The sequence below is a fragment of the Chryseobacterium sp. HNCC26DJ238 genome (assembly GCF_057180465.1).
Map to the genome: position 1 here is coordinate 133,038 of NZ_JBXUGI010000011.1, position 21,757 is coordinate 154,794.

The 21,757-nt window shown below is 35.5% G+C and carries 23 protein-coding genes; 11 read left to right on the plus strand and 12 right to left on the minus strand.

Translation table 11 applies throughout. The features are described from left to right. Positions 1-410: 410 nt before the first annotated feature. From AC2A07_RS12025 to AC2A07_RS12035, 3 genes are all read right to left on the minus strand, one after another. On the minus strand, positions 411-893 hold the full coding sequence (locus AC2A07_RS12025; RefSeq protein WP_484050612.1) for a hypothetical protein: 483 nt from the start codon (positions 891-893) through the stop codon (positions 411-413). Between the two features lie 68 nt (positions 894-961). After that, positions 962-1,564, minus strand: a complete 603-nt coding sequence (locus AC2A07_RS12030; RefSeq protein WP_484050613.1) for a hypothetical protein — start codon at positions 1,562-1,564, stop codon at positions 962-964. A 29-nt stretch (positions 1,565-1,593) separates the two neighbouring features. Then, on the minus strand, positions 1,594-2,037 hold the full coding sequence (locus tag AC2A07_RS12035; protein WP_484050614.1) for a hypothetical protein: 444 nt from the start codon (positions 2,035-2,037) through the stop codon (positions 1,594-1,596). Between the two features lie 493 nt (positions 2,038-2,530). On the opposite strand from AC2A07_RS12035, the gene AC2A07_RS12040 reads away from it, so the two are divergent. The 6 genes from AC2A07_RS12040 (at position 2,531) to AC2A07_RS12065 (ending at position 7,077) form a co-directional block, all read left to right on the plus strand. After that, the gene (locus AC2A07_RS12040; RefSeq protein ID WP_484050615.1) at positions 2,531-2,896 is read left to right on the plus strand and encodes a hypothetical protein; all 366 of its coding nucleotides are present in this window, start codon (positions 2,531-2,533) and stop codon (positions 2,894-2,896) included. A 257-nt stretch (positions 2,897-3,153) separates the two neighbouring features. Next, on the plus strand, positions 3,154-3,708 hold the full coding sequence (locus tag AC2A07_RS12045; RefSeq protein WP_484050616.1) for an SMI1/KNR4 family protein: 555 nt from the start codon (positions 3,154-3,156) through the stop codon (positions 3,706-3,708). A 494-nt stretch (positions 3,709-4,202) separates the two neighbouring features. Continuing rightward, positions 4,203-4,406, plus strand: coding sequence for a bacteriocin-like protein (locus tag AC2A07_RS12050; RefSeq protein ID WP_484050617.1), 204 nt, complete (start codon positions 4,203-4,205; stop codon positions 4,404-4,406). Between the two features lie 73 nt (positions 4,407-4,479). After that, a complete protein-coding gene (locus AC2A07_RS12055; protein ID WP_484050618.1) occupies positions 4,480-5,328 on the plus strand; it encodes a GLPGLI family protein in 849 nt (282 codons plus the stop codon). Positions 5,329-5,697: 369 nt separating this feature from the next. Continuing rightward, complete coding sequence (locus AC2A07_RS12060; RefSeq protein ID WP_484050619.1) at positions 5,698-6,327, plus strand: hypothetical protein; 630 nt, start codon at positions 5,698-5,700, stop codon at positions 6,325-6,327. A 276-nt stretch (positions 6,328-6,603) separates the two neighbouring features. Beyond that, entirely contained in the window at positions 6,604-7,077 is a 474-nt protein-coding gene (locus AC2A07_RS12065) for a hypothetical protein (protein ID WP_484050620.1), read from the plus strand. Between the two features lie 18 nt (positions 7,078-7,095). On the opposite strand, the gene AC2A07_RS12070 is transcribed toward AC2A07_RS12065, so the two are convergent. From AC2A07_RS12070 to AC2A07_RS12100, 7 genes are all read right to left on the minus strand, one after another. Next, positions 7,096-7,692, minus strand: a complete 597-nt coding sequence (locus AC2A07_RS12070) for a hypothetical protein (RefSeq protein ID WP_484050621.1) — start codon at positions 7,690-7,692, stop codon at positions 7,096-7,098. A 96-nt stretch (positions 7,693-7,788) separates the two neighbouring features. Further along, positions 7,789-7,962, minus strand: a complete 174-nt coding sequence (locus AC2A07_RS12075) for a hypothetical protein (RefSeq protein WP_484050622.1) — start codon at positions 7,960-7,962, stop codon at positions 7,789-7,791. Positions 7,963-8,238: 276 nt separating this feature from the next. Further along, positions 8,239-9,354 carry a serine hydrolase domain-containing protein gene (locus AC2A07_RS12080; RefSeq protein WP_484050623.1) on the minus strand — a complete coding sequence of 372 codons (1,116 nt, stop codon included), beginning with the start codon at positions 9,352-9,354 and terminating at the stop codon, positions 8,239-8,241. A 58-nt stretch (positions 9,355-9,412) separates the two neighbouring features. Then, positions 9,413-10,036 carry an SMI1/KNR4 family protein gene (locus tag AC2A07_RS12085; protein WP_484050624.1) on the minus strand — a complete coding sequence of 208 codons (624 nt, stop codon included), beginning with the start codon at positions 10,034-10,036 and terminating at the stop codon, positions 9,413-9,415. A gap of 69 nt (positions 10,037-10,105) precedes the next feature. Continuing rightward, positions 10,106-10,723, minus strand: coding sequence for a hypothetical protein (locus tag AC2A07_RS12090; RefSeq protein ID WP_484050625.1), 618 nt, complete (start codon positions 10,721-10,723; stop codon positions 10,106-10,108). Between the two features lie 124 nt (positions 10,724-10,847). Further along, the gene (locus AC2A07_RS12095; protein WP_484050626.1) at positions 10,848-11,840 is read right to left on the minus strand and encodes an ankyrin repeat domain-containing protein; all 993 of its coding nucleotides are present in this window, start codon (positions 11,838-11,840) and stop codon (positions 10,848-10,850) included. Positions 11,841-12,283: 443 nt separating this feature from the next. Continuing rightward, complete coding sequence (locus AC2A07_RS12100) at positions 12,284-12,475, minus strand: cold shock domain-containing protein (RefSeq protein WP_314495988.1); 192 nt, start codon at positions 12,473-12,475, stop codon at positions 12,284-12,286. Positions 12,476-12,919: 444 nt separating this feature from the next. Here AC2A07_RS12100 and AC2A07_RS12105 point away from each other — a divergent pair, with 444 nt between their 5' ends. Next, complete coding sequence (locus AC2A07_RS12105) at positions 12,920-13,585, plus strand: DoxX family protein (protein WP_484050627.1); 666 nt, start codon at positions 12,920-12,922, stop codon at positions 13,583-13,585. A 213-nt stretch (positions 13,586-13,798) separates the two neighbouring features. Further along, positions 13,799-15,610: a chloride channel protein gene (locus tag AC2A07_RS12110; protein ID WP_484050628.1), complete on the plus strand. Its 1,812-nt coding sequence runs from the start codon at positions 13,799-13,801 to the stop codon at positions 15,608-15,610. A 315-nt stretch (positions 15,611-15,925) separates the two neighbouring features. Here AC2A07_RS12110 and AC2A07_RS12115 read toward each other — a convergent pair whose 3' ends face one another. After that, positions 15,926-16,621, minus strand: coding sequence for an alpha/beta fold hydrolase (locus AC2A07_RS12115; protein ID WP_484050629.1), 696 nt, complete (start codon positions 16,619-16,621; stop codon positions 15,926-15,928). After that, a complete protein-coding gene (locus AC2A07_RS12120; RefSeq protein WP_484050630.1) occupies positions 16,618-19,194 on the minus strand; it encodes a phosphatidylglycerol lysyltransferase domain-containing protein in 2,577 nt (858 codons plus the stop codon). Before AC2A07_RS12120 ends, AC2A07_RS12115 begins: the two co-directional genes overlap by 4 nt. An 85-nt stretch (positions 19,195-19,279) precedes the next feature. Between AC2A07_RS12120 and AC2A07_RS12125 the strand changes: the two genes are divergently transcribed. The 3 genes from AC2A07_RS12125 to AC2A07_RS12135 all read left to right on the plus strand — a co-directional run bounded on the left by AC2A07_RS12125 (position 19,280) and on the right by AC2A07_RS12135 (position 21,757). Continuing rightward, positions 19,280-20,020 carry a polysaccharide deacetylase family protein gene (locus AC2A07_RS12125; RefSeq protein WP_484050631.1) on the plus strand — a complete coding sequence of 247 codons (741 nt, stop codon included), beginning with the start codon at positions 19,280-19,282 and terminating at the stop codon, positions 20,018-20,020. Positions 20,021-20,392: 372 nt separating this feature from the next. Next, positions 20,393-21,301: a universal stress protein gene (locus AC2A07_RS12130; RefSeq protein WP_484050632.1), complete on the plus strand. Its 909-nt coding sequence runs from the start codon at positions 20,393-20,395 to the stop codon at positions 21,299-21,301. Between the two features lie 9 nt (positions 21,302-21,310). Further along, the gene (locus AC2A07_RS12135; RefSeq protein ID WP_484050633.1) at positions 21,311-21,757 is read left to right on the plus strand and encodes a GNAT family N-acetyltransferase; all 447 of its coding nucleotides are present in this window, start codon (positions 21,311-21,313) and stop codon (positions 21,755-21,757) included.

Sequence of the window (21,757 nt, forward strand, 5' to 3'; positions counted from 1 at the left end):
TGAAAAGTGTCAGATCAATGATCAGTGGATTTCGGGGCTGGATATCAAAGTAATATTTGCCTGAAAAATTATTTCACCGGATAAAAGGGAGAATTTCATTATAGGGTTTTCCAACAATAATTCCATATAAAGACACCAAAAATAAAACAGCCGCAATGATTAAAAAAACAGGTTTATACCTGAATATCATCCCTTTCTTTCGAGTGTAAAGGTAATTAATGACAGTACCTGTTAAAAAAATACCCGTAAATAAAAGTATTATATAAGTGATCTGCATAGAATGTGATTTAGATTAGTGATGACGCATCTTACTTTTCCAATGATCATTTTTATATTTTTATCCTGATCCGGTTACATAGACTGAACTATATTCTGAAAAATCATGACATGAGCCAGCCTGCTTTTCTGTGTTATTTTACTTTATCAATCCGTACTTCAACAGGATAAACTGATCCTTCCCCAACCTCAAATGATACTTCTACTTTGTCATTTGTCGTCAGAGGTTTGCCTTCATTATCATAAAATATTGTTTTGTCAGATCCACGTCCTGCCTCTCCAGGAACAAAAACGCTGTTGTATCCGTTTTCCTGCCATTTCATTTCTACAGGAGTAATTGTTTCTCCGTCATCACCAGGCGCTGTATTTACATATACGGATTGTGGTCTGTCAACATAAACAGTCATTCCTGCTGAATAATTAAGATAGCCTGTCACAGAAAACCGTTTTCCTTCATTTGCCTCTTTATCATTCAGAATTTTCTGTACTGCACTCTTTGATGATTCTATCGGAGTTCCTTTTTCCCGGTTTTTACCACTCTCAAAATACGAGCATGCAGTGGCTGTCAACAGTATGGCAGAAGCTACAGCTGTTAAAAAAAATGTTTTAGATTTCATATTAATTTGTTTTTTGTTTGTTCTATATTAAAAAGACTGGTAATATTGTATTAGCATCCTGCACTGATTTACTCCTCCACCTTTCTGAGGTCGGAGAGAGAAAGATATCCTGAAATTTCTTTACCTTTTGGATTTACATAATAAACATATACCCAGGTATTCCCGGCCTCAACCCTGTCAATACTGAGCGTGACCTTATTGTTTTTTACCACATAAGAATTTAATTGAGCAGAAGAGTCCGGCTTTTGATGAAAGTAAGACCTTGAGGCCGTAACCATGTAGTCTCCTGCTGTAGCATTGGTCATTTTACGGTACATCCCGTTAAAATCTTCGGGTAAGTTATCTCCGTTACAATCTTTAAATACTGCACGTATCTCATTCTTTTCCAATGCAAGCGTCACCGTACATTCCGGCTCGTTTTCATCACTTTTTAAAGTACACTGCCCGGAAAATAACAATCCCTGTCCATAGTAGGATCCTGTCTGTTCACTCTCTGTATTCCACCACGCAAATATCTCCGCTTCGATATTATTTCCTTTTTTTACAAAAGATATGGAACAGTAAGAGCCGTTTTTGTTATTCAACTGATAGGTTCCGGTTTGTGCCATCACTTTTACACAGTACAAGGATAATAAACAAAAGATTGCTTTGAACTGTAGAATTTTCATCATTTAATTTTTAAAAATCTGATTATTGCTGTCTATTGCGTCCGCAGTGCTGATCTGATTTTTTCAGTATATACTGCTGAGGTCTCTAAATTCTGCTCGAAAACTACACGTCCATTTGTTTTCCCGGTAATGATCAAAGTATGAAATGTTTTTCTGAATACCGAAAACAAAGGCCTTTCCTTTACCGGCAGAAAATGGTCCGAAACCGTGAAATTGTGATCCGATCGTGAAAATTCCCTTTTGTAAATACGGACATCATGATCTGTAATAATGCATTTATTCCGAAGATAAGTGGCAATCAGCATGACAGGAAGAACAATAAAACCCAAAAGACTCCATGCACCTATCTTTACATGTGAAGCTGTTCCTAAAATCAGTCCGTAAACCAAATTATAAAAGGAACCGCCAATAATAAACGGAGCAATAACAGAATAGAAAATCAGTGTTGATTTTGACAGGTTAAATGTCTGTTTCATAGTATGGTTATCTGTTCTACTAAGCTACTTAATTTTCACATCCTGCCAAAGTGAAAGCATCACTATTATCTGATGTATTTCTTTTTCTGTTCTTTTAAAAAACATCAAAACCTCCATCTTTGACCTGGATGCTATCGGAGTCTCTGACAGCACATTTTTATCAGAGAATGACGGTTAACTGTTCTGAAAACACATCACTCAGACTGCCATGAGCATGAGCTGTACAGAAATTCACGCTCCTGTGTAATTACATCAGTTTTTTATTATAAATTTGATATAAGAGCCCATGAGCAAGCCGTTATTTAAAAGCATATATATATAAAAGAAATGCAGACCTATCTTAGTCATCCTTTTAGATAAAAAATACCTGTTTTAAAAAACGGAGATGATAATGAAACTATCAAAGATCAGTAATGTAAATTCCGGTGGCATTCAATATCAGCTTTTGAGTTCAATAAAAACAAATGTGCCGGCTGATAAAAAAATAAAAAAAATGAGTTACGACATTGCACTGTACAGAATCGAAACCAAAGAAAAAGAAGAGATCACAAATGATGAAAATTTCTTCGACAATGTAGAAAATTTAACTGCATTTACAGATCAGCAATTTAAGAAACTGGAAGAGAGACTCTTAAGCTACAGTTACAGGTTATCTGAAAAACATAAATATGGGCTGTCATTCAATCATTCCGACGAAGATTACGGAACTGCATTGTTAACGAAAGAAGCCCTTTTTTTCAGGGCAGGCTGGAACACGGATTCGATTTTTGAAGTGGGCATGACCGCTTCTGAATTTACAGACTCCGGAGAATACGCAAAATATGACTTTCAGAAGGGTGAGTGGGAAACCTGGGAATGATACAATTGACTCTACTTTACTGTAAAAGATCGGAATATTGCGGTTCTGAATGTTGCCAACGAATCATTTTAATGGTATGATCTCATTTAACTTTTTCAGAGAATTCATCATTAGATATAATTTACTTTGGATTTAATCCTGCAAGTATAAAGTAAAAATGTAATCTTATCATTATTTAATTTACTTTAGTATTTAGACTGAAGACTTTTAAACCAAAGACTGGAAGTAAAAATAAAACCTCAATACAGAAAAAACAAATGGAAGGAATTATTCAAAAACTGGACACATCTCTGTTGATATCAAGACCGGAATTTTACACGGAACTGAACGATCCTCTGGACGACTCCCAATTAGACCAATTAGAGGAGTTCTACAAAATTGAAATTCCAAAGGATTTACGGATCGTCTATAAATGGAAGAACGGACAAAAAGCAGATTGTTATGAAGCTTTCGTAAATAATTCCATGTTTATTCCTCTGCATCAGGCACTTCATGATGCTGCCGAACTGACTGCAATGATCGGGCATGATTTCGAAATCGAAAATTGGTGGAATGAAAACTGGATACCCATGTTTCAAAATGGAGGAGGCGACAGTATCTGTTACGATGTAAAAGGAATCTTCACGGATAAAAAAGGACAGTTGATAGAATTCTGGCACGCAGACAACGACAGAAATGTTGTCGCACCGACCTTAGAGGCTTTTTTTGAAAAAATACATGACCTATATGCGACCAGAAAATCCGAAGCGTCTGACGAATATTTTCAAGTTGGAAAAATTGACAATTATCCTGAAAAATTCATCGTAGAATAGATCGAAGAAGAAATATGCCCAAGAACATTTTTCATCACTGAACCAAAAGTAACACAAGCTGTATTTCTCCATGAACTTTGATACTGTATCAGCTTTTGAGCTTCAGCTGCTCATCGAATACGCACTCTAAAATAGTAACGACATCCCATGACCCACATCATCTCAAAAGAAAAACGTATAACCTACTTACTATTAGACCAATCTTTAGAATTTATTACTATACCTATCTTACAGCGGTGTTTATAGAGTTAATTCAAAAAAAAGATTTACAATAATTTGTTTTTAAACTCAACACAAGAAAAATGAGCCGAATTGAAAAATTCATGCATTTGATTTAAAATAGTAAAGGATGCAATTTATCTAATGAGAAGTGAACAGCAAAGTTAAAAACATTTTAAAAGGCTTGTACCAAAGCATTTAACATAATAAAATCTTTTTTGTTGTTTCCAGTTAGTTATATATATTTGCTTCTTAATTTCAAATATTTTAACACAATGAAGAATTTTAAAAAATTATCTCGTAATGACCTTAAAGATGTAAAAGGAGGTCAAGTTTGGATCGCTGAAACCAGATGTGGTATAACTGCTACAACCACTCAAGATTGGACTCCACAAGAGGCCAGCGAATGGCGTGAGAGGGTTGAAGCAATTAACTGTCCTACCCCTACTCATAGTGGTTCTGGTGAAAACTTAGCCTGATTAATCTAAATTTTATGTGCACTTAAGATAGATCATTCCTAACCATAAGTGCACTTTTGTAATTAAAATCTATATGCATTACTATAGAAAACTATTTCAACTTTTCATTTTATTTTATAGTGTTTTATCTTATGCTCAGTCATACAGACAAGATACATTACGTGGTGAGTTTACATATCAGTTAAAAGCTAAATTTAATTCACGCAGTAATTACAGACATGAAGAATTTTTCACATTATTGATCGGGGAAAATCGTGCTTTTTTTGCAAGTAGAAATTCTCTTAAAAGGGATTCTATATTAGATAAATCAAGAGTAACCACCCATAATTCTGACGGAAGCATTACTCTGGGTGTTAAAAATGGAACATCAACTCCAGAAACGAATTTTCACTTTACCATCATACAATCTAATGAAACCATACAGTATTTTGCACCAGTGGTCATGTCGTTACTTTACTATAAAGAGCCGGTAATAAAAGACTGGAAACTTATTGATGAAACAAAGATGATCAATACTATTAATTGTAAAAAAGCAGAAATTACTTTTAAAGGCAGAAACTGGATTGCATGGTATTCCCCTGACATTCCGTTACCCTATGGTCCTTACAAGTTCACTGGATTGCCCGGTTTAATTGTTAAAATAACAGATGATCAAATAGATTATGATTTTGAACTTGTAAAATCCGTATCCGATTCTAAATTGAAGGGAAAATTAATTACGATCAGAAAAAGCAGATATAATGATGCCATAGAAACAACACAGCCAAAACTTAAACAGGCATTAAGAAATGCAGATGCCAATGCCAGTGCTGTACTTGCAAGCTATGGAACTACAATCGTAAAAGGTCAAGAAATAGTACGAAAAAGAGAAAAAGAAAGAGCAGAAAATAAAAAATACGAAAATCCCATAGAATTAGAATAAATAATTATTTCTTACAAGAATTTTCAGATTTTTGAAAATAATCCAGAAGAATTTGATAAATCTGTAGATCATTGTCGTTTATATATTTAAGTAAAAACTCAGTCACAAGAAACATCAGATGCTTTAATGCTGAATTATTACCTGAATATTTTGAAAATAAAATCTCTATCTCTGAAGCTTCTAATACTCTATTAGAAACAATCCATTAGTCTTTACTAAATTAATTGGAAAGATTATTGATCATCTGAATGTTACAGATTTCTCACAGAGCAATTTTTAACCTGCTTTCCTATTTTCTGTGCATTAAGCTTTGAGAGTATTGTCAGATAACCGGCTTTTTTTCAATAAATTAATGACAAACTTAAAATTATGAAAAATATAAATTATTACTTCGCAATCATCTTCATTTCATTGCAAATGAATCTATATGCCCAGAACAGCAAAAGTAAAGGTCATTATGATTATCAGGTAAGAGAAGAAGAAGGAGACCTGAATAATGACGGTAAAGCAGACAGAGTTACGGTCAAAATGGACACAGTAAACGAAACAAGACCCCTTCAGGTGCAGATCTTCCTGTCTCAGCCGAATGGAAAATCAGCTTTAGCAGTCTCTTCAGATCAGATGATTGAACCGCAGTACCCTATTGAAAACAAAGGGAAATTCAATGGATATCAAATTCCCGATTTTTTTATTGAAAAAGGAATTTTATCAATGTGGAGCGAAATTAAAAGTGGTAATATTACTTACGATTTCAAATACCGGAATGGGAATTTTGAATTGATTAATGTAAAAAAGCTGACAAATAATGCTACCAAAGGATATACGGACGAAAATACAGTTTTTACAGAAATGAACTTTGATTTGGTGAAAGGGATCATAACAGAAAATGATGAAATATCAGGAACTGAAAAACCATTACATACAAGAAAAAAAACAAAATTAATCCGGCCCCTCCCTACATTACAGAATTTTAAATTTTCAGATAAAAACCTGTATTAGTAAGTCAGATTTCTGATTTTTAAATTAGTCACGAAGAGGATCATCTTCCTATATCAATTATTGAGATCTGATTGGGCTACTGAACTACTTCTGCCTGTAATACCCTAAAAAATTTACATCACTTTAAACGAGATTTGTTGCAGTTGAGAATCTAAAAATTATTTTTCAATTGAAATTAACAATCTCAGCTTTGCACTTCGATATCCCTTTGTAAAACAGACTATTAAACATCACCGGAAATGAAAATTAACAGATGATAATTTAAATAGTGAAAATATGGAAATCCTTGAAAAATACGGCATTGTAGAACCAGGAAAAGATTATGTATGGTTTGACTGTGAGCATTTTGAAGAAAGTGAAGCTTACATTGATTCAATTAAAAATTTATCATCTGTCAGCAAAAGTAGATTTTCACCCAAAAACCTCACTGTCAGGAATGAAGGATGGACTGAAAACCGGGAGCATTACATCGTTGAAATAAGTTTTATGTTGACTAATGACAATTATGAAATTAAACTTTTGGGTGAAGAATGGTTCGACTTCGACATGATCATCCAGCTCAATCAGATACTTTTAAAGGAAAAATTGAAAGAGCAATTTTATCCTGTTAAAACCGGTGATCAGTCTCTGATCATTATTTTTGTCGGCCCATCTCTTAAAGAAAAACTTGCAGGCGAAAATATTCTGGAAAATACTGACCGGCTCATCCTGACAAAACCTGAAAATTTTGATTCGTTAAAAATTATTTAATCCTGCCCAGCTCAGTTGCTACTTACTCCGTTTTTTATTTAAGTTTAAAATCTCAACTGCAATAACCCCTGCCTGATCACGGTTTTCATTATTTTTAATAGTTAATTTGACTTCCCTGTTCGATGAAACCAGTATATGTAAAGGTCGAGGCTGTTTCGTAATACCTATAAGTGGTTCTTCATTTTTGATGCGTCCAAAGTAAGCTGTAAAATCTGCAACAACTAAAGAATCGCTGATAGCTTCCGGAATCAGAAATATAATTCCGGATCCCACTTCAAGGGACTTCTCACTATTCATATAAAATTGTATCAGTATATCCTTCCGGTTATCCTCTATTACCGAATCATGCATTACCAGTGGTAATTCAGTTAAAAATCTTTTGTTCAAGGATTTCACCCCTTCTTCATTAAATCCTGTATCAGGAAGTTTCACTACAGAATCAAGGTAAGCCATGAATATTTCAGCCTGATGAACTTTTTTTTCTTTAGCTTCCTTCGGTACAGGGTCATTTTTATGGCTTGAACCAGGATCTCTTTTACAGCTCACAAAACTGCTCAATACAAAAACAGACAGAATGTAGTTGATGCTTTTCAATATGAATAGTGATTTTTTCATTTGAATTAATTTTAAGAATAAACTGAACACGAAAGATAAGTAAACTTATTATTTTTTACATCTCAATCCACTTCCCTGAAATATTTGGCAGAATTACTATTTTCTTTTTTCCCCTGTTGAAAATTCCATTCTGAATGTCCCGACAGCAAGTTTCAGATTGTTTTTGCTGCTTAGGATGATAAGTCTTTCATAATCCGGCGCAAAGAAAACAGACCTGTCTTCATCTTTGATGTTCAAATATAAACCACGATCCGTCTTAGGATTTTTCATTCCGCTGCTGTACTTTTTTAACAGATGTTAATGATAGATGCTGACGTCTTTATAATTAAAAACTCTTTTAAATACAGAGCCTTTTTTGAGTGCTTCAAAAAGAATAACGATCTCTTTTACTTTATTGACTTTTTCAGTGTCTTTAAATCCTTTTTTACTGTATTGATGATGATCAGCTGACTTTTATCTGCTAACAGAATTTTATCCGTAAAATCCTGATCAGAAGGAAACTACCAATTCGTAAGTTCTTTAAATTTACTCCTGTCACCGACAAGGCTATGAGGGCTTAAAGCCTGGTAAAACATACTTAATCATAATATCAAATGCAAGTTTTGACTTAGAGGAATTGTAACTGTTTCCTGTAAAAACGACTACCAAATCTAAATCTTTTACAATCATAATGTACTGTCCTCCATTTCCTGAAGCAAAAATAATATTGTAATTCAGTTTTTCTGTTTTTACCTGCTCATTGTACCAGGTGTATCCATAATAAGCAGGCTGCGGAATGGCACTTTTATTTTTTGAAATTTTTACATTAGAAAAATTTTCAATCAGTGTATTCCTTTCAGTTATTCGCTTTATCCATTCAGCAGATACGATTCTTTTGCCATTGTATATTCCATTATTCAATATAATTTCACCAATTTTAATCATATCGGCTGGCAGCATATAAAAATTTCCGGAAGTTAATTCATGCCCGACGGGGTCTTTAGTCCACCTGTATTTTTTTATATCCAATAGATGATAAAGATATCTTTCAGCAAAATCAGAAACAGTCATATGACTTGAACTTGCGATAATACCGCCCAGCAGCATTGTATTTACAGAGGTATAATCCCAGGTGCTGCCGGGTTTGTTTTTCAAATCAAGATTTAGGCAAAATGTCATCCAGTCGCCGGAACGCTCCATTTCTTCTTCACAGTCTTTCATCCCGTTCCATTCCTCACAATCAAAACCTGATTTCATTGTGAGCAGATGCTTAATGGTTAATTCTTCTTTTCTCTGATCCCATAATTTCGGTTTCTTGTAATCCGGAAAAAAATCATATACTTTTTGATCAAGGTTTTTGATAAATCCTTTATCCACAGCAATACCTGTTAATAGTCCGGTAACAGACTTAAAGGCAGATCTTGTATCATGCAGGCTATCCTTCGTAAATCCGTTAAAATAACTTTCAAATACGATCTTTCCATGTTGAGAAATGACAATACCGTCTAAATTTGGATAAGTTCCGTTTTTAGCCGAAATCGTAATACTGTCTAACCTTGTAAAGCCTTGCTGTGCCTTAACTGTTGATTTACAAAAACAAATGAAGATCAACAGCAACAGTTTACTTATTGAAGAAAATTTACCAGACGGTATTTTTAAAAATCTTTCTTTTATATTTTTCATTGGGTATACTGTATTCTGCTTAAATGAAAATAGCTGAAATTTGTTTTATCATTTCAGTTTACCGCTTCCATGTTTCACTCATCTCCCAATTGACAATATCTATTCTGGGATCAGTGTCCAGGTAATGATTTCCATCTTCTAAAGCATCTTCTTCAAGATCATAAAGACTGTTTTCCAAATCATCCTGAAAGTTCTGCACCAATTCTCCAGTAGAGTCTGCGACCAGAATACCCACTTCATATTCATTATCAATAAAAATGATCTGTCCGTATTTTCCGTCAACTGCCGGTGCCAGATCAAGATACAGACCTGTATGGGATCCGTCAAAGGCAAATTTAAGCCATTCAGCATTGTGCATATTATCCGGGTCTATTCCCCGATCTGCTTTTTTTAATGAAATCTTTTCAGATAGATGATTTTTCTGTTGACTTACATGATCAGAAATTATCCTTTCGACCGGGAAAAAATCCATTCCATAAAAGAGGCTTCCGAAATTTTCTTCGTCATTCAGTCCGTTATGCCAAAAATAAAGTTCTTTGAAATCATCGGGTATTTTTTTTCCAATAACTGCTTCCAATTCATTGATTTCATCTTCTGTTGCCGGTTTCTGCAGAGAAAACTCAATGATTTTTCCTGCTTTTTCCCTTAACCAGGTTTCTATTTTTTCATAGACAGTTTTCATATTTTTTATGGTTTTCTAATGGTATGATGTTCATTATTTATAATTGACTGACTCACTCTAAATACTTTTTCATTTTCCTTTCTCTTTTAACAGTTCATCCAGAAAATCATCAAAACTGTCCGGTTCATTACTTAAAAAAATACGGTCATCATTTGGAAAATCTTCTGCCCATGCGATCTGTTTTTTTGCAGTATCTACCTGCTGCTCTTTAGAAAACAGTTCAACAATAAAGTTTGTTTTATTTTCCTCGTCATACTCAATATCCTCAGGATCAAAAAACTGTTTTACAACCACTTCATAAAAACCGTTCCTGAGTTTTATTTTCAGTTTTTCATTTAAGGGGTCCGGCAGTACAGTATCTTTAAACTGCAGTGTTGATGTTAAATCTCCCAAGGAGAACAGATGTAAAGATTCATCGGTAACTTCAATAAAGTGTTCAGACTTTCGGAAACAGTTTTTTTTTGATTCTTCATTCACCAAAAACTCAACAGTCCATTCTCCTTCGCGACCCGTTGAAAAAACAATGATATTCCCGTAATTTTCTTCTGATATAAAATCATTGAGCTGTTTCCAGGTCCAGATTTCCTGAAACCTCAGCATTTCATTATAGGATTTCACATTTCCGATGGCGATTATTCCGTCATCATCAATAATTTTCAGCTTTTGGATTCTACCAGATGAAATCATAATCTTTGCGTTTGAATAAGTCTAGGATTAAATCAATTCAACAACAGTGTTTAGGAGTTTTTACTCCAATCAGTACATTGACAGAACTGATACTGTATTCTAAAGGGTCTTTATAAATAATGACCTATTGCCAGAATTTCCACGATTTCTTAACCGGGATTTCGAATTCGTCATTGATTATTTTTAAATGGAATTTGCAGATCTCATCAGTTAGATAATCGTAGACATCATCTTCCAGATATGGACTTTCAGGATTCATTAACTTTTTAACTGCTTCTGTTATTTTTTCGATATCACTATGACTTGTTCTTGTAAAATTCGTCAGATTATCCAGAATAAATTCTGCATACGCTTTATGGGTTTCAGAATAATTGACATTCCCGTTTCTCCAGGCTTCATCTTTGAGAATATCTAATTCACGAAGCATTTCTCCCTCCAGAGTTTCAGCCTCCCCTACTAAAGGAATCAGATCCGTACGGATATGTCTGACGATATCAGGAAATTTATAATTGTTTGGAAACTCAGGCTGAACAGTGGAAACGGATCTGTAAACCGGATTTAATTTTTCACATGTGAGAACAAGCTGCTGCAAATCTTCCGGTGCCCGCTCCAGCCAATTTCGGGCAGATACTCCATACCTGTTTTTCAGATCAAGATCAGCCCCGGACATCATTATTTTTTCAACGACAGCTAAAAACAGTTGCCTGCGCTCTCCTTCAGTTCTCCATGGAAAACTCTGGATAACCCAATATGCCACCGTGGCTCCGTTGTGATCCACAGAATTCACATCACTGTCATAGTCAAGGAAAAGATCTAAAGCTTTAATTAATTTTTCCTGTTGGGCAGCAATATGCATAACGTTATACCCGGCTTTGCAGTTGAGATTGGGATCGGCTCCGTTTTCAAGAAAATAACGGAGAATTTCCAAACGGCGTTCTTCGCTTTTTATTCCAAATGAGGTCAGGATTTCCATCATTAACGGTGAAAAAGTGCGCTCATCAAAAACATTTAAATCAATTTTACCTTGCTCTATAACATTCCTGATTGTATCAAAATCTCCGGTGGCAATAGCTGACAACAACATTTTTCTGTATTCTTCAGGAATAAATTTTATCATGATCCGGCAATATTTGGTGGTAATCAGTTACGTTTGTGAGTTGCTTTCTAAAAAATCTTTTTTCTGAGATCTTATTATGTTTAAAGTTAATAAAAATAATAGTTCAAAACACAATGACTATTTTTCTTTCTATTTGAAAAACCGGTACCAAAGTTTAGCCTACGTGTTTTTTATGAACACCGAATAATCATCTTAGGAATTTCACAAAAGAATATAAAACTTCTGAAATTACAGAATGATTGTCAGATATGAAAATTACAGGATTTCATTGATACAAATGAACTTAAAATATTAACAGAATCATCAGCCTGTATTCTCAGTCTAAAAACTATACTCTTGCTAATTCTGACAAATTCAAAAAATACTGAAACAAAAAAAGCAGATAACTTTACAGTTATCTGCTTGACTTTTAATAGAAAAAGCGGTTAGCCTTTTCTAAAAATTTATGCTAATCTAACGTTAACTGCGTTAACGCCTTTTGTACCATTTTGTAATTCGAAAGTTACGACGTCGTTTTCACGAATATTATCTACTAAACCTGAAGTGTGTACGAAAACGTCCTGACCACCAGCTGATGGTGTAATAAAACCAAATCCTTTGGTATCGTTAAAGAATTTTACTGTTCCTTGTTGCATTGTATATGTATTAAAAATTATTGATATTCTATTTTGGGATTCTCATCCTTTTATCCTGATCACAGATCAAAACGATAATAAACTTTTGAGAAAAAATATGGATGTGTAGAATTTAAGAGCGAAAATCGAACTTCTTAAAAGGTAGTGCACCTGTAATATTATTGACAAAAATTGAGCTTTTCGAAAATTTGATTTTATTTAATCACAAATTTATTTTAAACCCTTATTATTCTACAAATGTAATAAAATTAATTGAATACCGCAAATTATTTAACAATTAAAGGAAATCTTTTTGTTTTATTAAAAAAATTACAATATTATATACTACTATAAAATGATATGCTTTCCTGAAAAACTTACTACTTTATTTAATAAAGTTTCTATTTTGAACTTTCATATCTGTAACATTCTATGAAATAAATATACCCATCCTTTTAAAAGACAATGTTTATAGATAATATTAGGAAGAATATCCCGGCTAATTATTTTATTATTTTCACCCGTTTGCTGATAGGATTTTCTTTTATCCCTTCCGGATTGATAAAAGTATTCGGGCAGCGTTTCACCAGTCTGCCGGACTCCAATCCTGTCGGACATTTATTTGAAAGTTTCTATCAGCTGGGACTCTACTGGAATTTTTTGGGCCTGGCTCAGGTTCTGGCAGCGCTGCTGTTGATGTCACAGCGATTTGCGACATTGGGAGCACTGCTGTTTTTACCGATTATTTCCAATATTCTGATGATAACTTTGAGTATTGATTTCAGTTACACATACGTAATCACCACTTTGCTGTTCTTTGCTGTCCTGCTCTTACTACTATGGGATTATCAGAAAATTGTTTCCCTATTTCTGTCTTCATCAAAAACTCAAACCACCGTCATCGGACCTGATCTGATTTCCGTAAGATGGCAATATTACGGGACTTCCTTAAGTTTATTTCTGACAGCAGTTTGCTGTATGCCCTATATTTTCAGTAAAGAGAGTATCAATCCTGCTGTGTATTTCATTGCACCTCTTTTCATTACACTTTTTTCATTCCTGTTCATGCTTTATACGGATATAAAAAAACATAAAGGAAATGATTCCACACAGTCAATCACACAGTCCTGAAATAAAGGATCAGTCTGATATTGTCTGATTATGTTCAGAGATGATGCTTAAAAGTCTTTAAAGCTGATACACTCTGTTTCTCCTTAAGACCTTATGTTATATCATTCTGACAGAGCAGCGATTTTGACTCGTTTTATGTACCTTTGTCATTATGCATTCATCTTCTAATCTGATTTAAAAACTGCTGTGGATTTCCGTAATAAAAAAAGATATGTGAGTTTTCTAAAGTTCAAGAGAGATTTTCAACAGTTTGGTCTCAAAAAAGCCCGCAGCTACGAAATTATTCTTCACTGGCTCAAGAACCGTCTGAGCAGAAATCAATTTCTTATCCTTTCCGGGATTCTTGTAGGCTGCACTGCCGGATTGGCTGGAGTGATTTTAAAAACCATTGTCCATAATATCCACCATTTCATAACTTATGATGTTCATTTTGAGTATCAGATCATTTTTTACATCCTGTTTCCTTTTTTAGGTATTGTCTTAACTGCATTTATCGTCATTGCTCTTTTTAAAGGACAGGACAGAAAAGGTATCGGAGCGATTTTATATGAAATTGCACAAAACTCAAGTATTGTATCAAATGTAAAAATGTATTCGCAGGTGATCCAGAGTGCTGTGACCGTCGGATTGGGAGGTTCTGCGGGAATAGAAAGCCCAATTGCCGTTACCGGTGCTGCGATAGGATCAAATTATGCCCGGACTTACAGATTAAGCTATAAGGAACGGACCCTTCTTCTGGCTGCAGGTGCTACAGCCGGTATTGCTTCAGCATTCAACGCCCCGATCGCAGGAATCATGTTTGCATTTGAAATTTTACTGACCGGGGTTGTGTTTACAGATTTCATTCCACTTGTCGTTGCGGCAGTCTGCGGCAGCTTATTATCCAGAATATTGCTTCAGGAAGATGTCCTGTTCAGGTTTTATACCCGTGAGCCCTTCAATTACCGAAACGTCCCGTACTACCTGATTCTTGGAATCATCACAGGACTCTATGCAAGATATTTCGTAGTCGTATCTCAACGGGTGGAGCACTTTATCAACGGGCTCCAGCTCACCCGCCTCCGTAAAGCCATGTTTGGAGGTGCCGTCCTCTCATTGTTATGTGTGCTTTTCCCTCCTCTATTCGGTGAAGGATATGACACCGTAAAAGATTTTACAAATGGAAATGTGAATGCCGTCATACACAACAGTTTTTTCAGATATTTTGAAATCGGGGACTGGACTGTTATTGTATTTCTGATCCTGGTCTGTCTTCTGAAAGCATTTGCCACCTCATTCACTATTTTCAGTGGCGGAAACGGAGGAAATTTTGCTCCTTCCCTGTTTGCTGGAGGATCTGTTGGATTTTTATTTGCGATAATATGCCGGAATTTAGGTTTTTCTGAGGTTCCGGTGACCAATCTGATCCTGGTAGGAATGGCAGGTGCCATGAGCGGTGTGCTGTATGCCCCTCTTACAGCAATTTTCCTGATCGCAGAATCAAGCTTCGGATACGATCTTTTTATTCCGCTGATGATTGTTGCTGTCATTTCTTATCTTATAGCCAAATGGTTTGCCCCAATCTCGCCAGAATTAAAGACACTTGCGGAGCAGGGTAAAATATTTACCCATCAGCACGACAGCAATCTTCTTTCTTCTTTACAGACAAGAGACTTTATAGATTTTGATTCTCAGACTATTCATGAAAATTCATCATTACAGGAACTGTATGACCTGATCAGCAGCGGAAGAAAAAACAACTTTGCAGTTGTGAATGATGCACATCAGCTCAAAGGAATTCTTACATTGGATGATATCCGTCCTTATTTATTTAACGAAAACGAGAAACTGAATATCTCCAAACTGCTTAAAGTTCCTGCAGCAGTAGTTATGCTGAATGATAAACCCGTAAAAATCATTCAGATGTTTGATGATACTTCGACCTGGAATCTCCCTGTTGTTGATGAAGAAAACAGATTTATCGGTTTTATTTCAAAATCAGCACTACTTACCAGTTACCGGCAGCTTCTTAAAGATTATTCTTAAACCACGTCCGTTTGGGTAAGTTTTTGAAGAAATCCGTATCCAGAATTTTTTGAATAATGAAGAAACTTTGTTTAAGGTTCACAGATTCTCGATACAAATTCTTTCAGAATTTTACTCGAAATGACGTACTTTTCACAACAGTTTTACTATTACTCTCACTCATATTAAAATTACCACAATGTTTGTCATTCTGAAAGAATCTCAACATGAATTTTAACGCTACGCTCGCAACAGAGGGTCTAAAATCCTGAAAACATTTTTCGTTCGCAAGGGCGTTCTACTCAGCAAAGACGACTGTCCACCTCATCACCTCACTTATCGCGGATTACTGTGATCAGATATGTATTGGGCAAGCATTTTGGTATTTCCTCCGTAATGATGATTCCCTGCAATATGCGTCATCTGATAATTTTTCCCCAATGTTATTTCGCGGTAAGGAAAATTGGCAAACTCAAAATCACTCAAGACCAACTGTACCGGAGCATTCACCATTTTATTGATCTCAGGAACGACAGGAAAACTTCCTTTGATATACTGTCCAAAGTATTCTTCCAAATGAATTTTAAAATCGTTGCTTTTGGATGGGCCGATGATAAACACTTTTTGAATATTCTTTTTCATCTCTTCCGAGAATCTGTTATAAACAAATGAAGTGACATCTGCTCCAAAAGAATATCCGACTATGATCACATGTTTATTTTTTCTGCCCTCCAACTGTCTTCTGATAAATTCTTCAATATCCTGAGAGGTCTTTTCAGGAGTTTTTTTATTCCAGAAATAAGTTTTTGTATCCAAGGCAAAAACATCATAACCGAGATCCTGTAAATGATCTCCCAAAATTTTTGAAAAAGTATTGAAGCCTGCATCGCCACTGAGGAAAAAAATAATAGGCTTATTCGAATGAGAATTCCATTCCCTGATCTTAAAATCAGTATCGGATTTACATCCCGCTAATAATAAAATGAATCCGAAACAAAGGATCATAAAGACAAATCTGATATTTTTTTTCATGGTTTCATTACTTTATTTAATGCTGACGGAATCTGTAACAGATCAAGGTCATTATTGTAAACGAGATATTTATTTTCCCACACATCCGCATACTTTTCCTTAAAACTCCTCAGGGTATGATAATGTTTAAAGCTTCCTACTCTCTGATAAACAAATTTCAGAATTTCTTCAGCAGTATTGTCGGGCTGCTCAATCTCTGCCATCGGAGTCATTCCCATATTAATGAATTTTAAATTTTGCCATTTAGCATATTCGACAAGCTTTACGATCAGTACATCGATACTTCCGTTCGGAGCGTTTTCTGTTTTTCTGATCATATCATAGCTGCATTCATCAGGTGCACAATAAGGAATGATATTTAAAAAGGCAACGCATTGCCCGTCTCCATCGGAAATAGTGATCACATCCTGGTTTTTAATAATGTCAGGTTCAAACATACCTTCTGCAAAAACAATCTCTTTTTTGTTATCCTGTTTTAACCATTCGTCAGAAACTCTCTTCAACTGAGCTATCGCATCTTCGCTTTGCGGAGCATATTGTATTTCTGTTTTATATCCTGATTTTTCCAAAGCATTTACACTGTTTCTGATCGCTTTTCTTTCTTTTCCTGCCATGCTGAATTTCTCAGCATCAAGAATGGCATCCTGCCCTATGAATAATTTCTGTTTTTTAAACATACTGAAACACGAAAGTCCGTTTTGGCTCACCCGGTAATAGCAGGTTTTAAGATTATTGATTTTACAGTATTCTTCAAACCGGGTGATAATTTCTGTTGTATCCTGCTCAGCGCATACCGGTTCTTCCAGAATCACGGCAAATCCATTACCCGTTCTGTACGATAAAAAACCATGTATCTCTTCAGGAAAAAATAACTGTTTGTCCCAGGTGAGTTTGAAATAGTCCAGAGATGAAGTACCATATTCCCGGACAAGATTTTCGGCGAGGCTATGATCTTCCACGTCACTCTGATCTGTATGAACATTCGTTCTGTAGAATGAAAAAATAAGAACCAGCCAGGAAACAGTTCCTAAAATATAATTCAGATTCTGAAAATCTCTGGCAAAACCTGTATGAGGGATCAAACCGGGATCTTTGAACAACAGAAAAGTGTGTAATGTATAGTACAGCGCTTCTTTCTTTGTAAAATCAATTCCGAAATGAGAGGAATTGATAAAATAAAAGGTGAAAAAATTAAATATAAAAACAGTAATAAAAACCCCTAAAAACCAGCTGAAGCCATACTGCAGAGATGTTTTTTTTGTTTTGAAATTGTATTCCCTGCGGCTGTAAATCAATAATCCCAGAGTACACAGTGCTATTGATGCTTCTTCATAGTCCAAAGCTTTTGTCAGATTAAAAATAACAGAAGCAGATGTCAAAATAACAGCAAAATACCAGGCCCGCCTTACACCTCTGAAAAGACTGGCAGAAGTTACCAGAAGCAGTATTCCTGAGATTAGGGTCAGCATTTTGGAAAAGTGCATAAAATCAAGTGATAAATAGAGCTTCAGAATATGCATACGGTGAGCTATGGCAGGGGTTACCACAGAAAGAATGTTAATGATCCCCAAAAGAAAAGTCATCACCATCGGCAGCATTCTCGCAAACAGTTTTCTGCCACTCCACAGATAGGTAATGATTCCCAGGACTAATGGAAGCCAGAACTCAAAAAAACGGTAGAGCAATGTAATACCAAGACCCTGACTGTGGCTGTAGCCGAAATTGGCAAGAATATAGGTCAGTGAAAATTCTACCACCCCTAATCCGCGAAGAAAAGGGGAAACGATCATTAATAAAACGGAGACTACATAAGATATGGCTGCTGCAGAAAAAGAAGCCTCAACACCAAATGCATACATAGCGATAAGCAGATGAAAAACCCCGCAAAACTCAATGATCACAGAAACCAATACAGTAAGCCAGAAATATTTCTTATCAATGTCATTGCTGAAAATTTCTTCAAAAGAAAGCATGACCTCCGGAAACTTCTGATCAATAAACCGGTATAGGAAATTTTTCCTTTTAAATGAAAGGTACAGTCCGTGTATCACTGCCAGAAGAATGATGAGTGACACGATTCCTGTACTGCTGTCACTGAAATTCCTGTTGATCCATACCGCGTAAAGGATTAGAGGCAGCCCTACAATAAGAACCGTCAGCAGTCCTGTAAAACCATAGACAACACTTGCCTGATGGATTTTAGAAGTCTTATATCCTTTTATTCTGATATTCCTGGGAAGATATGCTAATGAGCTCACGCCACCGGCAGGAAGAAAGATGCTTAAAAAATTCCTTTTCAGGAATAAGATGACTGCATCCTTAATATTTACAGTCAGTCCTGTACTGCGAAAACTGGCTATATACATCAGCCCCTGCAGCAGGATGTAGATCAGAGCGAGAAAAACACCTGCCAAGATCCATGATACATCTGAGCTTTTAAGCAACGGACCTATTGATGCTAGTTCATGTCTTTCACTTCTGAAAAAGGTGAAGGCCAGAAGTAAAATAATGACAGCCAGAATTTCTTTCCAGCGGATCTTTCTGATCAATTTTATCAGTTTTGACTTGCTCATGATTTAATGGGTTTTTAGGAAAGATTTACCAGATAAAAATAAGAAAAATTACATTGGATTTATTTATCTTTATACAAATCATGATATGAAAAAACTGACAGGATTTCTAGCGTTCACAGCATTACTGATTTTTGGCTGCACTTATTCACAGAATAAACCTGCCCGGAATAAATGCAGTATCTACCTCACCTTTGATGACGGCCCTCTTAACGGGAGCGAGAACATTAACGACATCATTTTAAAAGAAAAAATTAAAATCAGTGTCTTTATGGTCGGCGAACATGTCGTCAAAGACAAAAAAATGGATACCTACGCTAAATATTATGACGAGAACCCTTATATCGACGAGTATAATCACAGCTATACCCATGCCAATAACCATTACGAAACTTTTTATAACAATACTGAGAAATCGGTCAGTGATATTGTGTATAATCAAAACCTGCTGAAGCTTCCATACAAAATTGTACGGCTTCCCGGACGCAATATGTGGCGTCTGTACGGAAGATCCAAAAACGATATTTCAAACGGTATACAGACCGCTGATCATCTCGCTAATCTCGGATACAAAGTTGTAGGCTGGGATTTGGAATGGCAGCATCATGATAAGGACGGAACTCCGGTACAGACGGTTAACGATATGTATCAGTCAGTGACAAAACTGTGTAATTCAGATAAAACCTTTACAGAAAAAAATGTGGTAATTCTTCTCCATGATGAGATGTTTCAAAAATCCTGGGAAGAATCTGAACTGAAAAAACTGATTGATTTACTGAAAGCAAATCCTGATAACGTTTTTGAGCAGATGAGGTTTTATCCCCAATAAAATAATATCATCTCTTAATTGTAAAAACGCTTAAATCGCTGTCCTGAAAATAAACTATTTTACAGGAAACGCACCATCTACTTTTAAGACTAATCCGACGGATGAAATTAAACTTCACGGAGCCAATAAGACGGAGTGGTTTATAAACTGTACAACCAAAAAATCACCGGTTTAGATGAGTCATATTAACATTACTCCATTAAAAATTCTCCAGATTTCTAAAAACCTCTTGAGTTGTGAGAAATTTCGGCATAAATATTTACTAATCGTTAAAAGATAAAATATACCATGACCACCCTGATTCTTAACATGGATTAAGATCACCAGTCTGTAATTTTGTATTCTTATTTGAAATCACACTCTCAAATCATTATGCAAAATTTAATAAGCTCTATTTTAGTAGCAGTCGATTTTAGCGGTAAATCACTTAACGCAGTCAGAATGGCAGTGAATATTGCTGCCCGCCACCAATCCCGAATTGTTTTATTTCACAATATTACCAATCATGCCATCATTGACAGGACGGGAAAGCAGATGATCGGGGCAGAAACCATCAGTGAAAATTATCACAAAACAGAACAGTCTTTAAAGGCGCTTGAAAGATCTTTACAGGAACAGCATTCTGATCTGGAGTTTAAAACTGTGATCAAAAATGACAGTTTGATTCATGGGATCAATGCTGTTATTGATGAAGAGAAGGTCGATCTGGTGGTCTGTGGAAGTTCGGGTAAACAAAATTTCACCCAACTGATTCTGGGGTCATTATCTTATCATATTCTGACAGAGGCAGACTGCTCGGTTTTATTAGTCCCGGAAAACTGCAGAAAATACTGTTTTGATAAAATACTTGTTCCTGTCAGGGTTTTAGAAGATCTAACAGATAAAATTGATCTTTCTGTTGCCATTGCAAAGAAAAACAGAGGCGTTATAAGCCTGCTGGGAATAAGTGATGAAGATGATTTATTTAAAATTAAAGAGGCTTACAAGGGAGTAAGAAAAAATCTGGCAATCAGTTCACAGGAATATGACTCACAGTTTTTACTGACCCGTGATAAGGCGACACAGATTTCAAAATTTTCGAAAGATGACCATGCTGATATTATTATCCTTACGTACAAAGATGAGGACAGCTGGAAATCATTTTTTTCAGAAAATTTTTTCAAACAGATTATTAATTATACGGATCTTCCCTTATTATTTCTAAAAAACAACAGGGAAAAGAGTAAAGACCATGCAGATGAAAATGCAGGTTTTGACATTACTCTTCCACATCCGGGATAAAACAACTTTATGATTACACTACAAAAATATTCAGATGAAAACAGGCCCAACCCCAACCAAAAGCACGAAATCATTCAGTTTCTTTTTGAACATCTGGAACAATACGGTGATCCGGAATCAGATATTTCGGATGCTGTCAGCTATGCGTTAGGATTTGAAAACAAACCCGGAGGCCTGATCATTACTGCCAGAGACGAGAACACTGATCATCTTGTGGGTGCTGTTGTTGTCAATAAAACCGGAATGGGTGGATATATACCTGAAAATATTCTTGTCTACATCGCTACTGATAAAAACGTGCGCGGACAGGGAATCGGTAAAAGACTGATGCAGCAGGCTATTGAATCTTCTCATGGAGACATCGCACTCCACTGTGAACCGGAAAATCCGGCAATACATTTATACAGGAAGCTGGGATTTACCAGTAAATATCTTGAAATGCGACTAAAAAAATAA

Bases quoted from the DNA above. Each gene is read 5' to 3' on its own strand.
- AC2A07_RS12025 (WP_484050612.1), bottom strand. From the start codon at position 893: ATGAAATCTAAAACATTTTTTTTAACAGCTGTAGCTTCTGCCATACTG.
- AC2A07_RS12030 (WP_484050613.1), bottom strand. From the start codon at position 1,564: ATGATGAAAATTCTACAGTTCAAAGCAATCTTTTGTTTATTATCCTTG.
- AC2A07_RS12035 (WP_484050614.1), bottom strand. From the start codon at position 2,037: ATGAAACAGACATTTAACCTGTCAAAATCAACACTGATTTTCTATTCT.
- AC2A07_RS12040 (WP_484050615.1), top strand. From the start codon at position 2,531: ATGAGTTACGACATTGCACTGTACAGAATCGAAACCAAAGAAAAAGAA.
- AC2A07_RS12045 (WP_484050616.1), top strand. From the start codon at position 3,154: ATGGAAGGAATTATTCAAAAACTGGACACATCTCTGTTGATATCAAGA.
- AC2A07_RS12050 (WP_484050617.1), top strand. From the start codon at position 4,203: ATGAAGAATTTTAAAAAATTATCTCGTAATGACCTTAAAGATGTAAAA.
- AC2A07_RS12055 (WP_484050618.1), top strand. From the start codon at position 4,480: ATGCATTACTATAGAAAACTATTTCAACTTTTCATTTTATTTTATAGT.
- AC2A07_RS12060 (WP_484050619.1), top strand. From the start codon at position 5,698: ATGAAAAATATAAATTATTACTTCGCAATCATCTTCATTTCATTGCAA.
- AC2A07_RS12065 (WP_484050620.1), top strand. From the start codon at position 6,604: ATGGAAATCCTTGAAAAATACGGCATTGTAGAACCAGGAAAAGATTAT.
- AC2A07_RS12070 (WP_484050621.1), bottom strand. From the start codon at position 7,692: ATGAAAAAATCACTATTCATATTGAAAAGCATCAACTACATTCTGTCT.
- AC2A07_RS12075 (WP_484050622.1), bottom strand. From the start codon at position 7,962: ATGAAAAATCCTAAGACGGATCGTGGTTTATATTTGAACATCAAAGAT.
- AC2A07_RS12080 (WP_484050623.1), bottom strand. From the start codon at position 9,354: ATGAAAAATATAAAAGAAAGATTTTTAAAAATACCGTCTGGTAAATTT.
- AC2A07_RS12085 (WP_484050624.1), bottom strand. From the start codon at position 10,036: ATGAAAACTGTCTATGAAAAAATAGAAACCTGGTTAAGGGAAAAAGCA.
- AC2A07_RS12090 (WP_484050625.1), bottom strand. From the start codon at position 10,723: ATGATTTCATCTGGTAGAATCCAAAAGCTGAAAATTATTGATGATGAC.
- AC2A07_RS12095 (WP_484050626.1), bottom strand. From the start codon at position 11,840: ATGATAAAATTTATTCCTGAAGAATACAGAAAAATGTTGTTGTCAGCT.
- AC2A07_RS12100 (WP_314495988.1), bottom strand. From the start codon at position 12,475: ATGCAACAAGGAACAGTAAAATTCTTTAACGATACCAAAGGATTTGGT.
- AC2A07_RS12105 (WP_484050627.1), top strand. From the start codon at position 12,920: ATGTTTATAGATAATATTAGGAAGAATATCCCGGCTAATTATTTTATT.
- AC2A07_RS12115 (WP_484050629.1), bottom strand. From the start codon at position 16,621: ATGAAAAAAAATATCAGATTTGTCTTTATGATCCTTTGTTTCGGATTC.
- AC2A07_RS12120 (WP_484050630.1), bottom strand. From the start codon at position 19,194: ATGAGCAAGTCAAAACTGATAAAATTGATCAGAAAGATCCGCTGGAAA.
- AC2A07_RS12125 (WP_484050631.1), top strand. From the start codon at position 19,280: ATGAAAAAACTGACAGGATTTCTAGCGTTCACAGCATTACTGATTTTT.
- AC2A07_RS12130 (WP_484050632.1), top strand. From the start codon at position 20,393: ATGCAAAATTTAATAAGCTCTATTTTAGTAGCAGTCGATTTTAGCGGT.
- AC2A07_RS12135 (WP_484050633.1), top strand. From the start codon at position 21,311: ATGATTACACTACAAAAATATTCAGATGAAAACAGGCCCAACCCCAAC.